We start from the raw sequence: 18488 nt of genomic DNA, 5'->3' as shown, positions 1-18488 counted from the left end.
CTTTGCCCAATCGGCATTCCGGCGGGCCGCCAGCCTTGTCGACGCCTAGAATACCTACAGAAGTCCCCCTCGTCGGTTCGAATGGAGGTTTCCACCGTGTCGAATCCAGGTCTGGTCTCGTCGTCCCAGAAATCCACGTTCGCCGCCGTGGAAGACGTCGAAGTTCGAGGCCATATCATCGACAGCCTCATTTTGCCCAAAGTCCTCGACGGCATCACCGCCGCCGGGGGGGAGTTCACCATCAAGGACGTGGCGATCGGGCACGACCGAAGCGATCCGAGCTTCGCCCGCATCGAGGTCCGCGCCGCAAGTGAAGAAGCCCTGCAGGCGATCATCGCTCAGATTGCCGATCATGGCGCCGTCGCGGTCCACGGAGGCGACGCGCGACTAGTCGAGGCCGACATGGATGGGGCCTTTCCCGAAGGCTTCTACAGCACAACTAATCAAAGGACCGAGATTCGGCTCGGCGGGCACTGGATCGAAGTCGGCGATCAGGAAATGGACTGCGGCGTCATCGTCGACGACCGATCGATCACCTGCCGCTGCTTGCCGATGACCGAGGTCAAGCGCGGGATGAAGGTCGTGGTCGGGCACGTCGGCACGCGGGTCTTCCCGCTCGAGCGGCAAGAGCAAGGCCATGCGTTCGGGTTTATGAACAGCGCCGTGTCGACGGAGAAGCCCAAAGGGGTGGTCATTCGCGAGATCGCGCGGCAGCTGTTCGAAAACCGTCGCGATGCGAAGAAGTCGCTGCTCGTCGGCGGACCGGCAATCGTCCATACCGGCAGCGGCCCGCTGGTATGCGAACTGCTCCGCGACGGCTACCTCCACAAGCTATTCGCCGGCAACGCGCTGGCGACGCACGACATCGAGCAATCGCTGTTTGGCACGAGTCTCGGCGTCAATCTGAACGAAGGGACGAGCGTCGACGCAGGGCACGAACACCACTTGCGGTCGATCAACCGCATCCGCCGTGCGGGTTCGATTGCCGCCGCCGTCGAGGCGGGCACGCTGCGCAGCGGCATCATGTACGAGTGCATCAAGAACGGTGTGCAGTTCCACCTCTCGGGCAGCATCCGCGACGATGGACCGCTGCCCGACGTAGTGACCGACGCCCTGGAGTGCCAGCGGATCATGCGGTCGATGGTGAAGGACGTTTCTTTCTGCCTGATGGTGGCCACGACGCTACACTCGGTTGCCGTCGGCAACTTACTGCCGGCCGTCGTGAAGGTCGTCTGCGTCGACATCAACCCGTCGACCGTCATCAAGCTGAACGACCGTGGCAGCTTCCAGACGGTGGGACTTGTGACCGACGTCGAACCGTTCTTGCGGGCGCTGGTTGCGGAGGTGCGGAAGTTGGAGCAGCAGGCTGGCGCCTGAGGAGTAGGTGTTTAGGTGAGTAAGTGGGTTGTGAACAGCTAGGTCGCTTGCCATGTCTTCGCCTCGTATCTTGATGTGCCCGCCGACCCATTACGGCATTCACTACGAAATCAATCCGTGGATGAATACTGAACGGCAAGCGGACCATCCGCTTGCCCAGGAACAGTGGCGAGCCTTGCGCGGGCACTTGGTCGCGGCGGGAGCGACGATCGAAGAACTCGCTCCCGTGGACGGCCTGCCTGACCTGGTCTTCACCGCCAACGCGGCGATGGTTTTTGGCCGGAAGGCAGTAATCTCACACTTCAAGCATCCGCAGCGGCAAGGCGAAGAGGAGCACTTTCGCCGATGGCTCGCGGCCGACGGGTTCGAAGCGCTCGAAACGCCGAACCAGTTCAGCTTCGAAGGCGCCGGTGACGCCCTGTTTTGCGGCGACACCCTCTTCGCTGGGTACCGCCAGCGGAGCGACGCGCTGGGGCATCAGCAGATTGGCGAGATGCTTGGGATTCGCGTCTTGCCGCTGGAGCTGATCGACTCGTACTACTACCACCTCGATACCTGCTTCTGCCCGCTCACGGCAGACTCGGCGATCTACTTCCCGGGGGCGTTCGACGACTACGGCCAACGCGTCCTCGCCGCGAACGTGCCGACGCTCATCGCCGTTGAGGAGGAAGAGGCCCGCAGCTTCGCCTGCAATGCGGTCGTCGTCGGACGCACGGTGGTAACGAACGTTGGCTGCCCGCATTTGCACGAGCAATTGCGAAACGCCGGCTTCACGCCGGTCGAAACGCCGCTGGGCGAATTCGTCAAAGCTGGCGGTAGCGCCAAATGCCTCACCCTGCGGCTCGAAGGCGAAGACGCGGCCGTTTGGGCGAATTCAACGCAATGTTGAGTAGCCCGGCGCCTGCGCCGTCGAGGAAATCTCACGAATCGCAATCGGTCGCCTGAGGCGGTCGAGAAACTGCTTCGCCTCAGCAGAGCAGGAAGCAAACGCTGAGGCCGGGTGACTTCCCGCACGGCGATCGACGTGCAACAGCGTCGTGCCGTCCGCAGGGTTTGCTTCGACTCGCCAGGTGACGAAACTGTTCGACGGCGGCGATTCAACGGAGTCTAAACCGCGATCGAGCGTAAAACCTGCCGGCAGCACGTAGCGAGTCGAGCCGACGATCGCCGCTCCCGTCGTGCGGAATGGCGTCAGTCGTTCATTCATCGCGTAAGCCGTCGTCACCCAAGTTTCCCAGGGACTTACGAGCCGGCCGGAAAGCGGCGATCCCCCGTCGCCGACGCGGTGGAATACGTTGTCCATCCGGTACTCAAGTTGGAGAATCAGCGGCGCCGCGGGGTCTTCCAGATTCACTACTTCCAATCGAGTGAGCTCGACGTCGCCGTGGTCCGAGATCAATCGCGAGATCGCTTCCTTGCGATCGCGCGGCTGCATCCCGATCAGGATCGAGCGGAGCGTCCCGGCCGGCGTCGAACTGAACGACACCTGTTCCCTGACTACGGCGTCCGCTGTTTCGCGTTCCGGCTCGTCGCAAACAATCGTCACTTCGCGCCCGCAGCGAATTTCTGAAGCGAGCGTCGTCCGCGGCGCGATTGGCACGAGGCGCGACGCGCCCGACTCGATCAGCAGCGCTAAGCGTCCGTCGAATTCATCAGCGGTCACCTGGCGGGGGTCGGAATACTTAGCCGTGCAATCGACGAACGTTCGGCCGGCGTCGCCGCCGTCAGGGCCGGGAATCGAAACGATCATGTGGTCAAATTGCGAAGCTGACGGCAGCCGCCCGTCGACGTCGCCGCTGGAGTTGACAATTGCAACTTGCGCCGGGATGCCGGCGGCGTCGAGGAGTTGCTTGAGCAACACAGAATGGTCTTTGCAGTCGCCGTAGCCGTTTTCCAGCGACTTCGCCGCTGTGTTCGGCATGAGCCCGCGGACGCCAAACTCCAGCCCTTGGTAGTTCAGTTGCTTCTGCACGAACCGCGTGAGCACCGCGATCTTCTCATCCCGTCCGGCAATTCCCTTCGTCAATTCCGCAGCTTTTGCCGCAGCAATGTCGTCTGGTTTGAGACGATCGGCGATTTGCTCAGCGTATTCGTCCCCCAAAACCTTCCACTCCTGCCCTGCGTCGGTGAGGTGAATCACTGGCAAGAACTCGGCGACAGGAGGCTGAGAGGATTCATCGACGTAGACCGGCGGATCGCTCATCCCCCAAAACAGTCCCCCCTCTGCGCTACGACGCGGCTCGGGGCCGCTCGACGTGTAGGCCAACTTATCGATGTCGCCGACGACGAACGCCGCCGCGGCTTGCACCGGAATCGACGACGTCAGCATGACGTTCTCGTAGCCAAATTCCTCAGCTCCGAGACTCTCGCGCGTGTAGGTAAACTCCAACGTGCTGCCCGGCTGCAGTTGCGGGATCGGAATCGTCAGCGTGTTGTCGCCCGTCGCGAGTTCGCTCTGCGAGTCAGCGGAGACGTAATAATCGCCGGCGTTTCCTTCGGCGGCGAGCTTGCCGGCCGCGTCATAGACGGCCAACCGATTGACGAAGACGCGCTCGCCCAGGGGATTAAATGTCACGGTCAGCGTTGAAAACCGATCAACGCCCTCTTGGCCGACGATCTTGATCTGCCGATACGTCGTCGAGCGCCACCGCTCGCCATGGCGATATTCGTAGCCGACGACGCGGAACTTCTCGTAGGCTCCGAACGTCCCGGCGGCCGCATCGTTGGCTGGGATCTGCGTGAGCCGTCCTGCGATCTCAGCAGGCAACGGCACCGGGTCGATCGGCGTCTTGACGAGCGAATTATTCCCCTGCCCGAGCATGCTGGACGCCACGGAGATCCACTCCTTCGCGTCCTCGCTGCGCGGGTTCAGGGCTTGCGCGGCCTCGAACGATTCCTTCGCTTCCTGATAGAGCTTCAAGCCAATTTGGCAGCGGCCCCGCAGGAGGTGAATACTTTCAGTCGGCTTGCCCGTGTCGAGGAGTTCTTGCGTCAGCTGCAGCGCTTCATCGAACCGCTTCGCTTCGTGATAGGCGACTGCCAGACCAATCACGGCCGAGACGTCGCGCGGCCGAGACTTGCGAATCTCTTCCATGATGGCGATGGATTCATCATGCTTCCCCAACTTTGAAAGCAAAGCAGCCTTTAGCTGGGTCGCCTGCGGACTCGACCCGCCCGCTAGATAGCCTTCGACGGCGGCAAGCGCGGCGTCGTATTGTTCATTTCCCATCTGCACGCCGACGAGAACCAGCAACGTCTCTTCGCTACGATGCCCCTCGGCAAGAAGTTGCTGCAGCGTTTCGCAACAGCGTTGCTCATCACCGGTTTCGAGCAACATTTCGGCGTACTTTTCCCGCAGGCGAGTTTTATCCTCGTACTGGTCGATCCGCTTCTCCAACTCAGCGACAGCCTGCTCTGGTTTGCCGCTCTCGGCGAGGATGTGCACATAATTGGTCAGTGCGGTTGGGTACTTCGGCTGAAGCTTGATCGCTTCCTCGAAGCATGCCAACGCGGCAGTTAAGTCCTGCCGATCGAAGGCCGCCATCCCCAGCCGATTCACCGCCATGCCACGCCAAAATCGCTGCTCTTCTTCGCCGTTGTCGTTGTTCGCCTCGCCAGCCTCGTCCAGTTCCAAGGTTCCGAGAGCCTGATCAATCTCCGCCAGTAGGTCCGTTTCGTCGGCGGCTGCCCAGCCGACGGCCATCACGGCGCGTCGACCTTTCCGGAGAATGCGAAAGCGGTTCTCGATCGATACGCCGGTCGTTGACGATCTGACGTAGCGGAAGCGCACTTCCTCTACCGAATTCTTAGCGGGAGCCGAAGTGAAGTCGGTGCAACGATCGGCGTCAAAGCCTTCGATCAACACGCTAGCGAGCGCCGCCGACGCATCTTCGACGGTAGCGCCATCATAAGGCAGAACTAGCGGCACGACGGCGAACGCCGCTCGGCTCTTGAGCGTCGCCGCAACTTCGGCGGCGGGGAGCAGATCGTCATCTGCCGAGGCCTTCAACCACGGCGCTTCGCTCAAATCAACGCGATAGCCATAGTGCGCGGAAACGTAGGTTGTTAGCGGCGTCTTGCCTTCGGAGTAGACGACTGCATTGCGGTCCAACACATGAAAGCCGGCCAGCATCAAGTCGTGCCGCGCGTCTAGTTGCTCCGCGTACTTTTCTCTTCCCGTGGAAATCAGCTGGTAGAGAAATCCGCCGCGAGCGCCGAGCCACATCGCGCGACGATGTTCGACGACGCCCTTCGTGTATTTGGCCACGACGTTGACGCCTTCGATCCCGCCGACCGTTCGGGGAACGGCGTTTTCGAACTCAACTTCTTCAAAACTCGCGTACAGATTCGCCTTCACCACCTCAAGCAGCGCATCGACCTTCACGTCGGCGTCGGCGCCGATTTGCTCGGCAATGATGAAGAAGATGACTTGCGGCGCCTTGCTCGTATAGGCGACGTTCGCGTCAGCGCTCACGCTCGCGGCGTGCAGCTTGATCCAGCCCTCGTCAGGCGGCGTGAACTCGAAATTGAGATCGGCGAACTGCTGCGTCGCGTCAGAACTTGGCCGAGTCGCGACGACCTCGTGGGCCGCTGGCCGCACGGCTGAGTCGGCCTTAACGCCTGATTGTTCTGAGCGCTCGCCTGCGTCTGGTGACTTTGCGGCGAAGTCGCCCGCGGTCGAATTAGATTCGCGCTCCGCGTACCGGATCGTGTTCCGTTCGATGGCCGTACGAGCGCCTTCAATAAACCCTCTCGCAAATCCGATCGCAACCAGGATGGCGGGAACGAACGAGATGCCGAGCGCGAGCCACGCCTGCACGCGACCTTGATTGAATAAAGTAGGACGGCTGCGGTAGTCGAGCAGGCCAACAATCGACATCGCCAGCGTGCTCAGGAGGCCGATCGCGCACAGCAGAAACGACGCCACGTTCGTCCAGTGAGGGAGTTCCAGTAGGTTCCTCAACGCAGTCAGAAGCAGTGAGAGCGTCAAGGTTAGCAAGAGCGTCGTTAGCGCCCCAACGCACAGCTTGTGCGTCTGCGGTCGTGCCATGAGGGCGCCGCACTTCAACGCTGCGGCGGCGAACAGAATGATGAACGCGAAGTACCCGAGCGCCATCGAGGCGCGTCCCGACTCTACGTCGGCTTCCACACTGAGCAAGATGAGCTGCAAACTCATAGGTTGAGTCGCCAGGATGATCTGGGGCTGACGTCGGCGGAGCGATAGCGCCGCATGCATCGAAAAAATCGACGGGAGTGTAGCGAATGCTCACGCAGGTGCGTCAATACCAATCCGCTAGCCGCCAAGCCGGCAAAACGGGGCGATTAGATGGCTCGCCGCCGCAATTCCATCGGATTGACCGGCACCCGAGCGACAAGGCCGGCGGAAGAGCCGCCATTTGCCAACGAGGAGTCGATGGAGATATCTTGGAGCGTTGCCAGCACTTCCAGCGACAGCGGTCAACCAAGCGAGTTCACGATGCCCGTTCCGTCCTTCGACACTGCCTCTGATCGCCGACGTTTGGGACGAACCGACATCGAGATTTCCTCAGTCTCTCTTGGCTGCTGGCCAATCGCTGGCGTCACGTCCCTAGACGTCAACGATGCGGACAGCATTGCGACGATTCGCGCCAGCTTGGCCGCAGGCGTCAACTTTATCGACACCGCCTACTGCTATGGCGCTCACGGTGAGAGCGAAAACCTCATTCGCCGCGCTCTCGAAGGCACGTCGCGCGACGAAGTCGTCATCGCCACCAAAGGGGGCATTCACTACGACGCCGCGGGCAAGCAAGCCAAAGACGCTTCGCCCGCCACGATCGCTCGGGAATGCGACGAAAGTCTTCAGCGTTTGGGCGTCGAGTATGTGGAACTCTACTACCTCCACTCCCCCGATCCAAACGTGCCGCTCGTAGAATCGGCCGCTGCCATTCAACGCTTGATCGACGCCGGCAAGACTCGCACAGCCGGCGCATCGAATTGCACGCTCGAGCAACTGCGGGAGTTTCACGCCGTCTGCCCGCTAAGCGCCGTGCAACTGCCGTACAACATGCTGCAGCGCGATATCGAGCAGGCAACCATCCCGTGGTGCTTGGCCGAAGGGATTTCGGTGACCGCTTACTGGCCGCTGATGAAGGGCCTGCTCGCCGGCAAGATCGGCACGGAAACCAAGCTAGCCGACGACGACAACCGCAAGAGCTACCCGATGTACCAAGGGGACGAGTTCGAACGTAACCAAGCGTTCGTGACGTCGCTCCGCGACATTGCCGCAAACGTCGGCCGCACGGTGGCGGAGGTCGTCATCAACTGGACGATCAGCCAGCCAGGCATCACCTCGGCTCTGTGCGGGGCGAAGCGGGGGTGGCAGATCGAAGAAACCGCCTCGGCGATGGGTTGGCGGCTGCCGCCCGATGCGCTGGCCGCCATCGAGACTGCCATCAAGGCTCGCGGAACTGCGGCGGTGAAGCGGATCTTTCAGTAGAGATGAAAGTGAAAGCAGAGGCGGGTGAGTAAGTGTTTAAGTGAGTAGGTGGGGAATTGGCTGCCTGCTCAAGCCGCCTCACCAATAGCCGGACCGCCACGCGGTCCAGGTTGAACTGCCAAGGGATTGCCCATCCCGCTCCCGCCCGGAAGGCGTGGCCCTTCGGCTATTTGGCAGACTCGGCGTGAAGGAGCCTGCCTCACTCGCACCGGTCCGCTTGTAACGGCTGGACGAATTGCTCCCCTTTACGCCCCGACGGCGGATTTCCGTTATTCCCGGCCTCGTCGTCCCCTCCCGCAACAGCGACCTACCCTTTCAAGACGACGCGACGCCTCCGTGGGGAGCGGCGATTCGTCGCTCCTCGCACGCGGGAATCTCCGGATGGCCAACAACTTTAAGCTGCTCGAGAACTGGACCCCCGAACAAGCCGCTCGCATGGAGCGAAACATCTTCGTCGCGCAACATCGGCTCAACCAGCTAGAGTTGTTCGGCGACGACCAGTTGATCGACCTGCTCGACCGCCACCCGCGTCGCGATCTCGGCATCAACACGATGGGGACGAACCCGACCCGCCGCAGCGATTGGCAGGAAGGTCGCGCCGGGAACCTCGACGCCGCTGAACTCCTGGAAGCCGCTCGCAAGGGTCGCATCTGGCTGAATGTTCGCCGCGTGATGGACCATCACCCCGAATACGCCGAGCTCGTTCTCGCGCTCTACGAGAATCTCGAAGAGGCCTGCCCCGGCCTCGAAACATTCAACCACTCCGCGAATCTGCTGATCTCTTCGCCCGAAGCGATGGTGTACTACCATCTAGACTGCCCGGCGAACATGCTCTGGCACCTCCGCGGCAAGAAGCGAGTGTGGGCTTACCCGCTCGAATCGAGCATCGTCAGCGACGAAACGATCGAAGGCGTCCTCTGCGGCGAGAAGAGCGAAGAGCTCGACTTCCGCAGCGAATGGGACGAACTGGCCGTCGTCCACGACCTTGAGCCGGGCGAAATGATCACCTGGCCGCAGCATACGCCCCATCGCGTCGTGAACACCGAGGGGCTGAACGTCTCGCTCTCGACCGAACACATGACGCCGCGGGCTGCTCGGCGGAACAACGTCTTCCTGGCCAACCGCCACTTCCGCGACCTATTGGGCGGAACCTGGCGGCGGACGGAACTGGAAGGCTGGCGGCCGGCCCTCAAAGAATTCGCGCTGCGGGTTTGCCGTCGCGTGCCGGGCCTGAAACCGCCAGCTCCGCAGGGGTACAAGTACCCGATCACGTTTGAGGTCGATCTCGAAGCGCCGAACTGCGTCCGGCCGCTCGATGAATCGCATCGTCGCGAGGTCGCCCACGCGTAGGTTGGGCTAGCTCATCAAAGCCACCGGCGGAGCCGGTGGCTTTGATGCTCGTTCGTTTTTCTGCCTTATTTCCGCGTCGAGCGTTCGTGCGCCGCGAACGACGTCTGCATCCGCTGCTTCAGCGTCGCCGCGTCGACATAGCCCTCGACGACGTCGAGAACTTCGTTGTTCGGCGCGACGATGATCGTCGATGGGAAATAGCGAATCTTTAGCTTCGCAGCGAGTTCGGGCTGTTCGGCCCGGTCGACGTAGACCGTTTCGAATGACTCGACGGCCAGTTGCTTGACGCTTGCGGCGCCGTACGTCTCTTTGATCATCCGCACGCAGTGGGGGCAATTTGGCGCCGTCGCGTAGACCAGGATCGGCCGGTTCGACTCCTGGGCGGCCGTCCAAGCGGCGGGATAGCTCGTGAAGCGGAAGATGCCGTGGCGGAGTAGTGGCTTAGCCGATGTGGTAAGAGCTGCGGCGTGGGGAGCTTCTTCGGCTCGCAACGTCGGCGCGGCCGACAGGCATAGAGCCAACGCTGCAGACAGGCACACCGACGCGTTGCGCATGGAGTTCTCCGCAGGTTGACTCCCCCTCCGCACCGAGAATGCGGAACAGAAAGTTCTTCGGACGATCGCGACAGCGGCGCCGGCGCCAAACTTTGCCGGCGGGCTCATTCGGCACGATGCGCGCGGCTCGCGACTTCGGCAGCGATACCGTGGTCGTTACAAACGGAAGCGTGACGCGGCAATGCGACGGCATTCCTAGCCCCGGGCTTCGCCCGGGGGTTGCAGCACGTAGGGCAATGCCTAACGGAATGGAGACTCACCCCCGGGCGGAGCCCGGGGCTAGACAGCCACGCCCATCGCGCGGGCTTTCTGGACGCCGATGTAGACCTGATGCGCCTTGAGGCAGGTTTGCCGGAAAGGCTCAGGATGCGGGACGCCGCTCAGGCGGAGCGTTTCGATCTGCCCGTTGCGGAAGATGAGATCGCCCGCAGGGTACCACCCCTGCCCCGGCAACACTTCGAGCGTCACCGAGTCGAACCGATCGAGCGACACGGCCTGCTGTTCTCCGCCGCCGAAGGGGAGTTCGACGATCACTCGCTTGTTGGTCAACCGATAGCGGCGGCAGGCGGCGTTCGGAATTCCGGCGATCACGAACGGAATTCGCGGGATCAACATGTGAAAATAGAGCGGCAAGATAAACGGGATCGAGACGAGGGCCATCAACCGGCCCAGCGTCAGCGGAATCCCCAAGAACGAAAAGCCAATCTCACTCTCAAACCGGCGTCCCCACCAACGGCCGTAGGCCGTGGAGGCCAGCGACGGCCACACCGACATGATCGTGACTTCGCGCTCGGTGGCGGGAGCAACCCCTGCAATGGCTGTGGTCATCGGTCGGCCCGGTAAGTGTCGTCGCGGGAGAAGAGGGTCGGCGGATCGATCGCGCCAACGCCGACAAGGTAACAAACTTTGCCGAAACGGGCTAGAGTCGCCGGCTCCGCCTTACAATGTTCGATGAAAGCCACCGGCTCCGCCGGTGGACGAATTGCCGGCAAGCTCCAGCCTACTCCGTCCACCGGCAGAGCCGGTGGCTTTCAAAGAAAATCGCGTCGGCCCGCCGCAAGCAACGGGCCGACGCGCCGATGTTACCTACTACTTACTACGACGAAACCGATAAGTCGCCACGACGAACCCCAGCCCAGCAATCAGTGCCATGCCGACGCTCGCCGGTTCGGGAACGACCGTGAAGTCGACGTTGAACGTGCCGGACGAGCCGAACACGTTCGCCTGATCAACGAACCGCAGCGCCGCAGAATAGTTCCCCGCGGCCGCGTTGCCGTCGGTCCAAAAGACTGGTTCAAACGGCCAGCTTCCTTCGGCGCCAATCGCCAACCGGTCGCCCGGCTGGTTCAATCCGGCAGCCCCCAGGTTGAGCCCCGGCGAAATCGAAACAATCTCCAGCGCCAGATTGAGCCCCGTTAGCGGAGTGTTCGTGTACCCAGCGTTGCTGTTGTACATGTACCCCTCAGGGCTCGTCAGGTTCGCCGTCGCTGCCGCTTGCAGATCGTGGATCGAGGAGAGCGTCAGGTCGCTGTAGTGCTCGCCATTCTCTCCGCTCACCAACTTTCCGGCGTAAGCCCCGGCGCCCGCCTTAAGCGTTAACGGCACTTGCGCCGTGTAGGTCTCAGGGAGCCGGTTGTTCGCGTTGGTGTCGGCCACCGTCGGCGCGTCCGCCGGGCCCGTCAACGAGTAGACGCCGATGCCATGGAAGTGATTCGACGATGGCGTCGCGTCGTTCCAGTGGGCGTACAACAGGGTGAGCCGGCCGCTATTCGGATTAGCCTGCCCCGCGTACGTTCCCGACGTGAGCGTCGGCCGCCCGTCGACGGTAACGTAGTAGTTGTGCTGCGCCGCGCGAGCTGCGACAGCCGACAGAGAAATCATAGCCAGCGCTGCAACGCAGCCGGCGATTCGAGACAAAAACCTCATTATTCAGTACCTCGTAATTGATGAATTCAAAAATGATGGCGTCTTCAATGAACACGCGACGCGGTCGCCGGGCCAGTAAGGTCGGCGCAGCGTGCGCGCGGGGCTGCCGTTCTTTTTTGCCAATCGGCGAGTTGCGGCAGACGCCGCAAGAAAGAACGGCAGCTAGAGGGAGCGGTGCGAAATCGCTCAGACGCTGCGAGGAGGGCCGCGCGGGCGGTGCGCCCGGCGAGGCTCTGAGTGAGGTAGGCAAGGTTCAACCGGGATCACGGCGGTGTGAAGGAGCACTGCCGTGCAAGTTGTCGGTGGCGTCACTGGCGGCGCGTGGTAGCGATCGACCAGCGTGCAGATCGGGCACTCGCCGCGACCCGCCGCCTCATGGGCGGTGAAGCCGGCAGCTTCACCAATGGCATGGCCTGTCGCTTCTCCGCCACTGGGCGAGAAGAACTCGTGCCGGCACTGCACTGCATGCCAATAGCAGTGGGCGTAGCCGCCAAACTGATGGACCAGCGCGTGCAATCCCGAACCCAAACCGCCGACGCACCCGATGAGGGTCAGCAGCGCGAACGCCGTTGATCGGGTTGTCGAGGTGTTGGGCATTGAGGGTGGTCGCTACGTTGCGATTTTAGAAACTCAGATGAGGCGCCAGCGGCGTTTAGTGCAATCTCATTCGTACGCAGCGGGCAAGCGCGGAGATGCCAAGCAGCGCAAGCACCGCGCCGCTCGGCTCGGGAACAACACTCACTGCCGGCGTCGGTAGCGTCCCATTGACCGCCCCCGCAAACGAGTCGATCGACAACCCAAACTCCTCGCGCCACGCCGCAAGGTCGCCAGCGCCGACGGTCCCATCGCGATCAGCGTCGCCCAGCACCAACCGTGCGTTCGTCGCGCCGAAGTTCCGCTGCCAAACGAGAAAATCGCTGCCGTCGACGACCCAATCGCCGTTGAAGTCGGCGTCGAAGTCGGGCGCCAACTCATCAGCCCACGCCGTTACCCATGATTCCGCCGCTTGCAATGCCGCGAGCGTTGACCCGGGCGTACCGAGCACCATGTAGATCGGTTGCGACGGATCGTAGCCGTTCATCTTCATCCGCAACGACAGCAGGTAGATCCCATCAACCGGCGGCCCCGCGGCATTCTGGTTGCCCGAGTCGAGGTATAAGTACCGGTGCGAGTGAAGCGCGCCGCTGCTGCTCGTGACGTCAATCACATCGCCCGCGACGAGCGACGCTGCGCCATCGACCGCGACCGGCGCGTTGCGGCCGTAAAGTGCGATCTCGTAATCAGGCCCCGGCAACGCGCCAAAGTCGACGGCTGCCGCGGTCGATCCGGCTCCATCCCAGTAAAACGCGTTTTGCAACACGCCGTCGATTTTCATCGGCATGAAGTCCCACGCGAGGGACGTGTTGCCGGGCAACCGACTGGCGCCCGCGGGCATCGAGGGCGAAGTCGCGGCGAGGGCGTTGAAGCCGGGATTGTTCACCGACCAGTTGCTGCCAAACTCCGACGAATAAACGCGCCGGCCGAGCGTCCACGAGCCCGAATCGAAATCCGCGCTGCCTGTCGCCAGGCGATTGCCGAGCGTTTGCACCAAAACGTCCGCATGTTGCGCGTGCGCGTTGTCTGCCACGACGGCGGCTATCGCGAGTGCAAGTACGACGCCGAGAGGGCGGCTTCGTATTCTTGTAATGATGAATAAGTAAAACATAGGAAACGCTTTTGCCGTAGTGGCGTTGAAGTGATTGATTAGCAGAAATCAGCGTTCGATGCGGCTCGCGGCAGCAGCCTCTGGCGTGAACCGAGAGGCTGCTGCCCAACCTAAGCCAGCGCAAGTCGCGCGTTACCGCTTCCGACGGGTTGCCAACAGAGCGAGGAAGCTCAACGCCCCCAGCGAGGCGGTCGCCGGTTCCGGCACGACGAGATTCCCCTCAATCCACGCGACGCTCGTTTCGTAATACGCAAAGTCTTTCGCCACTCCGCCTCCGAAGTCGGCAAGTGCATCAGGCGTCGCCTCCTCTTCCAAACCTTCCAGCGCCGCTTCAACCAGTTCGAGTTCGTCCTCGCCGGTGATTAAGGCATCAACGAGAAACGCCATGTAAAACGGCCGCGAGTCGCTCAGCCCCGCGACGCCAATCGTCGGCGCCACGAGATACACGCCGTCGGCGGGCGTGCCGGTCGGATGGTTGATCTGGTAGATCGGGTGATCGTCGAGCGCGCCGTTCGGTCCGGTGGCGCCGAACGCTGCCGGGCTGAAGGCGAACGTCACGCCCGGTTGAGCCGCGCTGATCGGCTGAAAATCGACGGCGCCGACGCCGTTCCAGTAAAACAGCGAGTCGCTCGCGCCGTTGACGGTGAACGTCGTGATGCTTCCCGTCACCGCGGCGCCCGGCGGCAAGGCCGCGGCGCCGAGCGCCGCCAGCTTGGCGGCGTCGTTGACGCCATGCAGGCCAAAGAAGCCAGGCTCGTCCCCTTCGAAATCAGCCGGCGTCGGCGGGGCGAATCCAGAACGTAAAATGGCCTCAAAGACGTCGGCGTGGAGGCCAAACGCTTCTTCGGGACCATCGATGTCGGCCGCTGTGCCGACAGCGACCTGGCCGCCGACGTTCGTCAGCAGCGCGTCGCTATGGGCGCGAGCAGAGTTCGGAGCGAGCGAACAAGTACTAAGAGCCAACAGGCAAGAGAGAGACAGGTGAGAAAATTTCATGGTTAGCAGTTCCAATGTTGAATAAATGCAAGTGAGTGAGTTCAACGACGCCCTGCCCCCTGAGCGTGGAGCGCATGCGCGCACCGGTAGCGTTCGCGGGGTGAAGCGCGTTGAAAAACAGGACGCCGAGCGCAGCGACGTTGTAGCGGCGACGCTTGCGCACGGACTCTAGAAGCCGCAGCTGAGCTGCGGCGGCGATTGCATGCTCAGAACTTGCCTGCTGGCCCAGCCCTTATTCCGGCGGCTTGGCAAAATCAAAACCTTCGTCGCACCACTGAGCAATCTCCTCCGACGCGAGCGCCTTCACGTGCCCGTCGGCATAGAGACAGTTCGCGACGGCGCCGGTATGCCGGTCCACCGCCACTTCCCGCTCAACCGCGTTCCAAACGCTTCGATCGGTCGCATTGTGCTTGAGGTTCTGCTCGCTGAACCACTCGGGAGCTTCGACATGGTCGAAGGTCGCCTCCACGGTCATCCCCGCCTCGAACATCATGATCGTGGCGTGAGTCGACGGAAGATCGAAAAGGCTTCCATACATTCCCTCCGGCGGCGAGACGCCCGGCGGCAGCGACGACGGCGGATAGGCCTTGGCCGGATCCTGCAAATAGCCGCTCATCGCGTAGCTGGTGACGCGCCCATTGGTATTCTCGATCCGCTCGTGATCCTCCGGGCAGAGCCGGATCGCATCGACGCTTTCCATGTAGGGCGCGAGCGAATAGACCCACGAATCGACCTCGTCTTCCGCGTCGTGATCATGCGGATCGGAGGCGTCTTCAGGCTCCTCGTGACCGCTGTGGCCGTGGGCGATTTCAGGAAACCGCCCGCGGTGCACGTCGGCGAACTGATGGATCGCCAAGCCAATTTGCCGCTGATTGTTCGCACATTGCGAACGCCGCGCAGCGCCGCGAGCGGCTTGCACCGCCGGCAGCAACAACGCAATCAACACGCCAATAATGGCAATGACGACCAATAGCTCAACGAGCGTGAAACCGTATCCAGACCGTGCGCGCACGATGGACCCCTTGCTGGAAAATTCAGAGCGAGAACCAATGCTGAAGGGAACTCTCGCCCGTTCGCAGCGGCGCTAAAACTGCGCGCATGCAACGAACGTGGAAGCCAATCCAAGCGAACGGGCAGCTGACAAGAGAACGCAATCGCCGAGCGCAAGAAGTGCGCTCGTTACGCCAGCGGCGGGCCGCGCGGTGCGGCAGAGAGGTCGAACTGCTGCGAACGCAGCGTTTCGACGAACACGATCGGCAGCTCGACGGCTACCGTTTCAATTGTCGCGAATGTTTGCGACGGACGGCTCACCTTCATCTGGGCGAGCAGCGTACAGAGCGGGCAGTTCTCAGCGTCGTGCCCGGGATTTGTCACCCGTGGGCCTTCAGCAGCTACTTCTTCAGCAGCGTGATGATGGCAGCAGCAACAGGTCTCCGCAGCCGCTGAAGCCTGAATTCCGCAGGCGCCGTCGCCGCAAGGAAGTAGCGAGTGGAGCGAGTGCCCGAACATTCCGAGCGCGCTAATCGACGCCAGCGCGATCAGCGCCAACGTGCGATTTACTCGGGAAAACAGGGCTGAACTCGACATCAGAGAGGCGCCAAGAGCTAGGGCGTCCAGAGAGATTACCCTGCTATGGTAGGTGGAACCGCTGGCGCCGTCAAGGTTTATCAGACCGCACGCCGGGGCGTCACACGCTTCGCGCCAACCCGCAACGAAGGCGTTCGCTGAACGGCTCAAATAGCGTCGCGGAGTCTTTTGGAGGCGGTCTCCAGAAAGCCCAACCTACGCGAGCGGGGCCTCTTCACTCGCAAACAGCGAGCTGAAGTAGAGCAGCGTAGTCTCGGGCGATTCGCTCGGAAATTGGTCAATGAGATCCATCCAGCAAGACATCACGTCGCCGCGCGTCACCAGCCCGATGAGCCGCCCATCCTCCACTACCGGTAGCCGCCGATATGGCGTCAGCAGGAAGACCTGAGCGATCGAGAGGAGTTGCGTCTCCGGGCTGATCGTTTGGGCCTCGGTATCCATGAAGGCTCGCACGTCGCGCACCGGCAACTGCTCGTACGCCGCATCGAGCATCACGTGCATCGAACACTTCTCGCTGAAGACACCCAGATAACGGTCGTGACGGTCGACGACCGGAGCGCCCGAGATGTCGTGCTCCAACAGAAATCGAACCGCGTCGATGACGTCGGTCGACGGTGTGAGGGTATATACCTCAGTCACCATACAGTCGCGGGCCGTGATTTGCGTCATGTTCCGCACCGCTCCCGCGATTTGCGCCGCCCATCCGCAAATCGTCGTCAATGAGTGTAGAGAAGAGGTTCCGCCATGCAGCCCCTACTCTTGGTTCCAATAGTAACAATATCACTCAACCACAGGGTCGGCCAACAAAAAAGAGGCAATTCTCGCTTGTGAATTAATTCACAAGTGCCGCATTTCGCTGGAAGCCTGTTGGCTACGTCGGGGCCAGTGCAGCCGAATCGCGAGGATTTTCGGCAGCCGGCGAACCCGCGGGCCGATTGCCACCTCCAATGTCGCAGTTGAGCCTGGACGGCTAACGAGACGCTGCGATGAATCTCTCCCACTTATCACTGCTGGACAGTTGTTCGACGCGGTCGAACAAGGAAGTCGCTGCGTGGGCTCATCGCGAGGGGAAGAGCGAAACGATGGCGGCAGATCTGCTGCGCTCCACGCTCCGCCAACGGAAGCTGCAGCAACAAGCGATTGCCAGTGGGGACGCCATCTGCCCGCGCTGCATCGCGTCGGCGACTCTCGGTGCGGCACTGGCACTGTTGCTCGATCGAATCATTCTCAGCGGCTACTGAGGACATCGCGGCGTACTAGCCCCGGGCTCCGCCCGGGGGTCGGTCACAATTCCGATGGGCATTGTCGCGCGTAACGCAACGTCACCCCCGGGCAGAGCCCGGGGCTAGGAACAGTGCAACGGCACTTCACGAGTGCGCGGATAAATCTTGCCGACGGCTACAACCCTTCGTTCAGCCCCTGCAAATCCGCCGGCACAAACCGGCCATCTTTCCGCAGCAGTTCGCCGTCGAACCAGATCTCGCCGCCGCCGTAATCTTCGCGTTGGATCAGCACCAAGTCCCAGTGAATGCGGCTGCGATTTCCGTTGTCCGCAATGTCGTAGGCGTTGCCCGGCGTCAGGTGGAAGCTGCCGCCGATTTTTTCGTCGAACAGCGTGTCGAGCATCGGGTGGCGAACGCGGTTGTTCGTCCCGAGCGACCATTCGCCGCAGTAGCGGGCGCCTTCGTCGGAGTCGAGCACGGCGTTAATTCGCTCGGTATTGTTAGCGGTAGCCTTTACGATTTTGCCGTTCTTGAATTCGAACGTGATGTCGCTGAACACCGTCCCTTGATAGCGCGACTGCGTATTGAAGCGAATAACGCCGTTGATGCTGTCGCGCACGGGGGCCGTGAAAACTTCGCCGTCGGGGATGTTCCGCTCGCCGAAGCACGGAATCACCGGAATGTCCTTGATCGAGAATTCGAGCTCAGTACCCGGCGCAGTGATCTTCACCCGGTCCGCCGCTTCCATCCGCTTCTTCAGCGGCAGCTGCGCTTCCTTCATCGCAACGTAGTCAGTCGTGCAGACGTTGAAGTAAAAATCTTCGAACGCAGAGCTGCTCATGTTCGCTGCTTGGGCGAACGAGTCGGTCGGGTAGCGAAGGACGACCCACTTCGTCTTCGGGACGCGGATCTCGCTGTGAACGGCATGCCACCAATACTTTTGGTAGAGGTCCATCCGCTCTTGCGGCACGTCGGCCTGCTGGCTGCTGTTCGCGGCGCCCCGGATGCCGATGTAGGCCTGCGCCGAATCCATGCGATCCTTCTCAAACTTCGCGGCCGCTTCCATCGACTCCTTGGTCGCTGTGCGGTAGAGCGACCGCAGCACCTTGTTGCTCTTCGTGGTGACCAGCGGAATCGCCCCCCGTTCCGCGGCGCCTTCGACCAGCGCGCAAACGAGGTTCATCTCGGGCAAATCAAAGGCCTCGATGACGACCCGCTCGCCCGGTTGGATCCGGCAGCTGTGATCAAGGAGCAAATTGGCAAGCTTGTCGATGCGTGGATCGTGCATGGGATTT

Annotated in this window: 15 protein-coding genes; 5 read left to right on the top strand and 10 right to left on the bottom strand. The window is 61.9% G+C overall.

Features of this window, described 5'->3' with window-relative positions:
• Nucleotides 1-96: 96 nt before the first annotated feature.
• Together PLANPX_RS10285 and PLANPX_RS10280 are read left to right on the top strand one after the other, a co-directional pair.
• Nucleotides 97-1377, top strand: coding sequence for a TIGR00300 family protein (locus PLANPX_RS10285; RefSeq protein ID WP_232536364.1), 1281 nt, complete (start codon nucleotides 97-99; stop codon nucleotides 1375-1377).
• 52 nt (nucleotides 1378-1429) lie between these two features.
• The gene (locus PLANPX_RS10280) at nucleotides 1430-2266 is read left to right on the top strand and encodes a dimethylarginine dimethylaminohydrolase family protein (RefSeq protein ID WP_152098645.1); all 837 of its coding nucleotides are present in this window, start codon (nucleotides 1430-1432) and stop codon (nucleotides 2264-2266) included.
• Here PLANPX_RS10280 and PLANPX_RS10275 read toward each other — a convergent pair.
• The gene (locus tag PLANPX_RS10275) at nucleotides 2252-6553 is read right to left on the bottom strand and encodes a tetratricopeptide repeat protein (RefSeq protein WP_172991967.1); all 4302 of its coding nucleotides are present in this window, start codon (nucleotides 6551-6553) and stop codon (nucleotides 2252-2254) included. The genes PLANPX_RS10280 and PLANPX_RS10275 overlap by 15 nt on opposite strands.
• 300 nt (nucleotides 6554-6853) lie before the next feature.
• On the opposite strand from PLANPX_RS10275, the gene PLANPX_RS10270 reads away from it, so the two are divergent.
• Together PLANPX_RS10270 and PLANPX_RS10265 are read left to right on the top strand one after the other, a co-directional pair.
• The gene (locus PLANPX_RS10270; RefSeq protein ID WP_152098643.1) at nucleotides 6854-7852 is read left to right on the top strand and encodes an aldo/keto reductase; all 999 of its coding nucleotides are present in this window, start codon (nucleotides 6854-6856) and stop codon (nucleotides 7850-7852) included.
• A gap of 381 nt (nucleotides 7853-8233) precedes the next feature.
• Complete coding sequence (locus tag PLANPX_RS10265) at nucleotides 8234-9202, top strand: phosphatidylserine/phosphatidylglycerophosphate/cardiolipin synthase family protein (protein ID WP_152098642.1); 969 nt, start codon at nucleotides 8234-8236, stop codon at nucleotides 9200-9202.
• 65 nt (nucleotides 9203-9267) lie between these two features.
• Here PLANPX_RS10265 and PLANPX_RS10260 read toward each other — a convergent pair whose 3' ends face one another.
• From PLANPX_RS10260 to PLANPX_RS10225, 8 genes are all read right to left on the bottom strand, one after another.
• Nucleotides 9268-9756 carry a thioredoxin family protein gene (locus PLANPX_RS10260; RefSeq protein WP_172991966.1) on the bottom strand — a complete coding sequence of 163 codons (489 nt, stop codon included), beginning with the start codon at nucleotides 9754-9756 and terminating at the stop codon, nucleotides 9268-9270.
• 279 nt (nucleotides 9757-10035) lie between these two features.
• Nucleotides 10036-10584: a PH domain-containing protein gene (locus PLANPX_RS10255; RefSeq protein WP_152098640.1), complete on the bottom strand. Its 549-nt coding sequence runs from the start codon at nucleotides 10582-10584 to the stop codon at nucleotides 10036-10038.
• A 261-nt stretch (nucleotides 10585-10845) separates the two neighbouring features.
• Nucleotides 10846-11637, bottom strand: a complete 792-nt coding sequence (locus PLANPX_RS10250) for an all3515 family Zur-repressed PEP-CTERM protein (protein ID WP_152098639.1) — start codon at nucleotides 11635-11637, stop codon at nucleotides 10846-10848.
• 697 nt (nucleotides 11638-12334) lie between these two features.
• Nucleotides 12335-13309, bottom strand: a complete 975-nt coding sequence (locus PLANPX_RS10245) for a hypothetical protein (protein ID WP_152098638.1) — start codon at nucleotides 13307-13309, stop codon at nucleotides 12335-12337.
• A gap of 210 nt (nucleotides 13310-13519) precedes the next feature.
• Nucleotides 13520-14383 (bottom strand): hypothetical protein, encoded by an 864-nt coding sequence (locus PLANPX_RS10240; RefSeq protein ID WP_152098637.1) that lies wholly within the window; start codon nucleotides 14381-14383, stop codon nucleotides 13520-13522.
• A 232-nt stretch (nucleotides 14384-14615) separates the two neighbouring features.
• A complete protein-coding gene (locus tag PLANPX_RS27665) occupies nucleotides 14616-15395 on the bottom strand; it encodes a DUF1559 domain-containing protein (protein ID WP_152098636.1) in 780 nt (259 codons plus the stop codon).
• Between the two features lie 167 nt (nucleotides 15396-15562).
• On the bottom strand, nucleotides 15563-15970 hold the full coding sequence (locus tag PLANPX_RS10230; protein WP_152098635.1) for a hypothetical protein: 408 nt from the start codon (nucleotides 15968-15970) through the stop codon (nucleotides 15563-15565).
• Nucleotides 15971-16165: 195 nt separating this feature from the next.
• Nucleotides 16166-16639, bottom strand: a complete 474-nt coding sequence (locus tag PLANPX_RS10225; RefSeq protein WP_152098634.1) for a CBS domain-containing protein — start codon at nucleotides 16637-16639, stop codon at nucleotides 16166-16168.
• A 317-nt stretch (nucleotides 16640-16956) separates the two neighbouring features.
• On the opposite strand from PLANPX_RS10225, the gene PLANPX_RS10220 reads away from it, so the two are divergent.
• Nucleotides 16957-17211 (top strand): hypothetical protein, encoded by a 255-nt coding sequence (locus PLANPX_RS10220; RefSeq protein ID WP_152098633.1) that lies wholly within the window; start codon nucleotides 16957-16959, stop codon nucleotides 17209-17211.
• Nucleotides 17212-17368: 157 nt separating this feature from the next.
• Here PLANPX_RS10220 and PLANPX_RS10215 read toward each other — a convergent pair whose 3' ends face one another.
• Nucleotides 17369-18481, bottom strand: coding sequence for an aminopeptidase (locus tag PLANPX_RS10215; RefSeq protein WP_152098632.1), 1113 nt, complete (start codon nucleotides 18479-18481; stop codon nucleotides 17369-17371).
• Nucleotides 18482-18488 lie beyond the last annotated feature (7 nt).

The sequence above is a fragment of the Lacipirellula parvula genome, from assembly GCF_009177095.1.
Classification (GTDB): Bacteria; Planctomycetota; Planctomycetia; order Pirellulales; family Lacipirellulaceae; genus Lacipirellula; species Lacipirellula parvula.
Note: the sequence above shows the minus strand (reverse complement) of the source record. Positions and strands in the feature narration are given on the sequence as shown.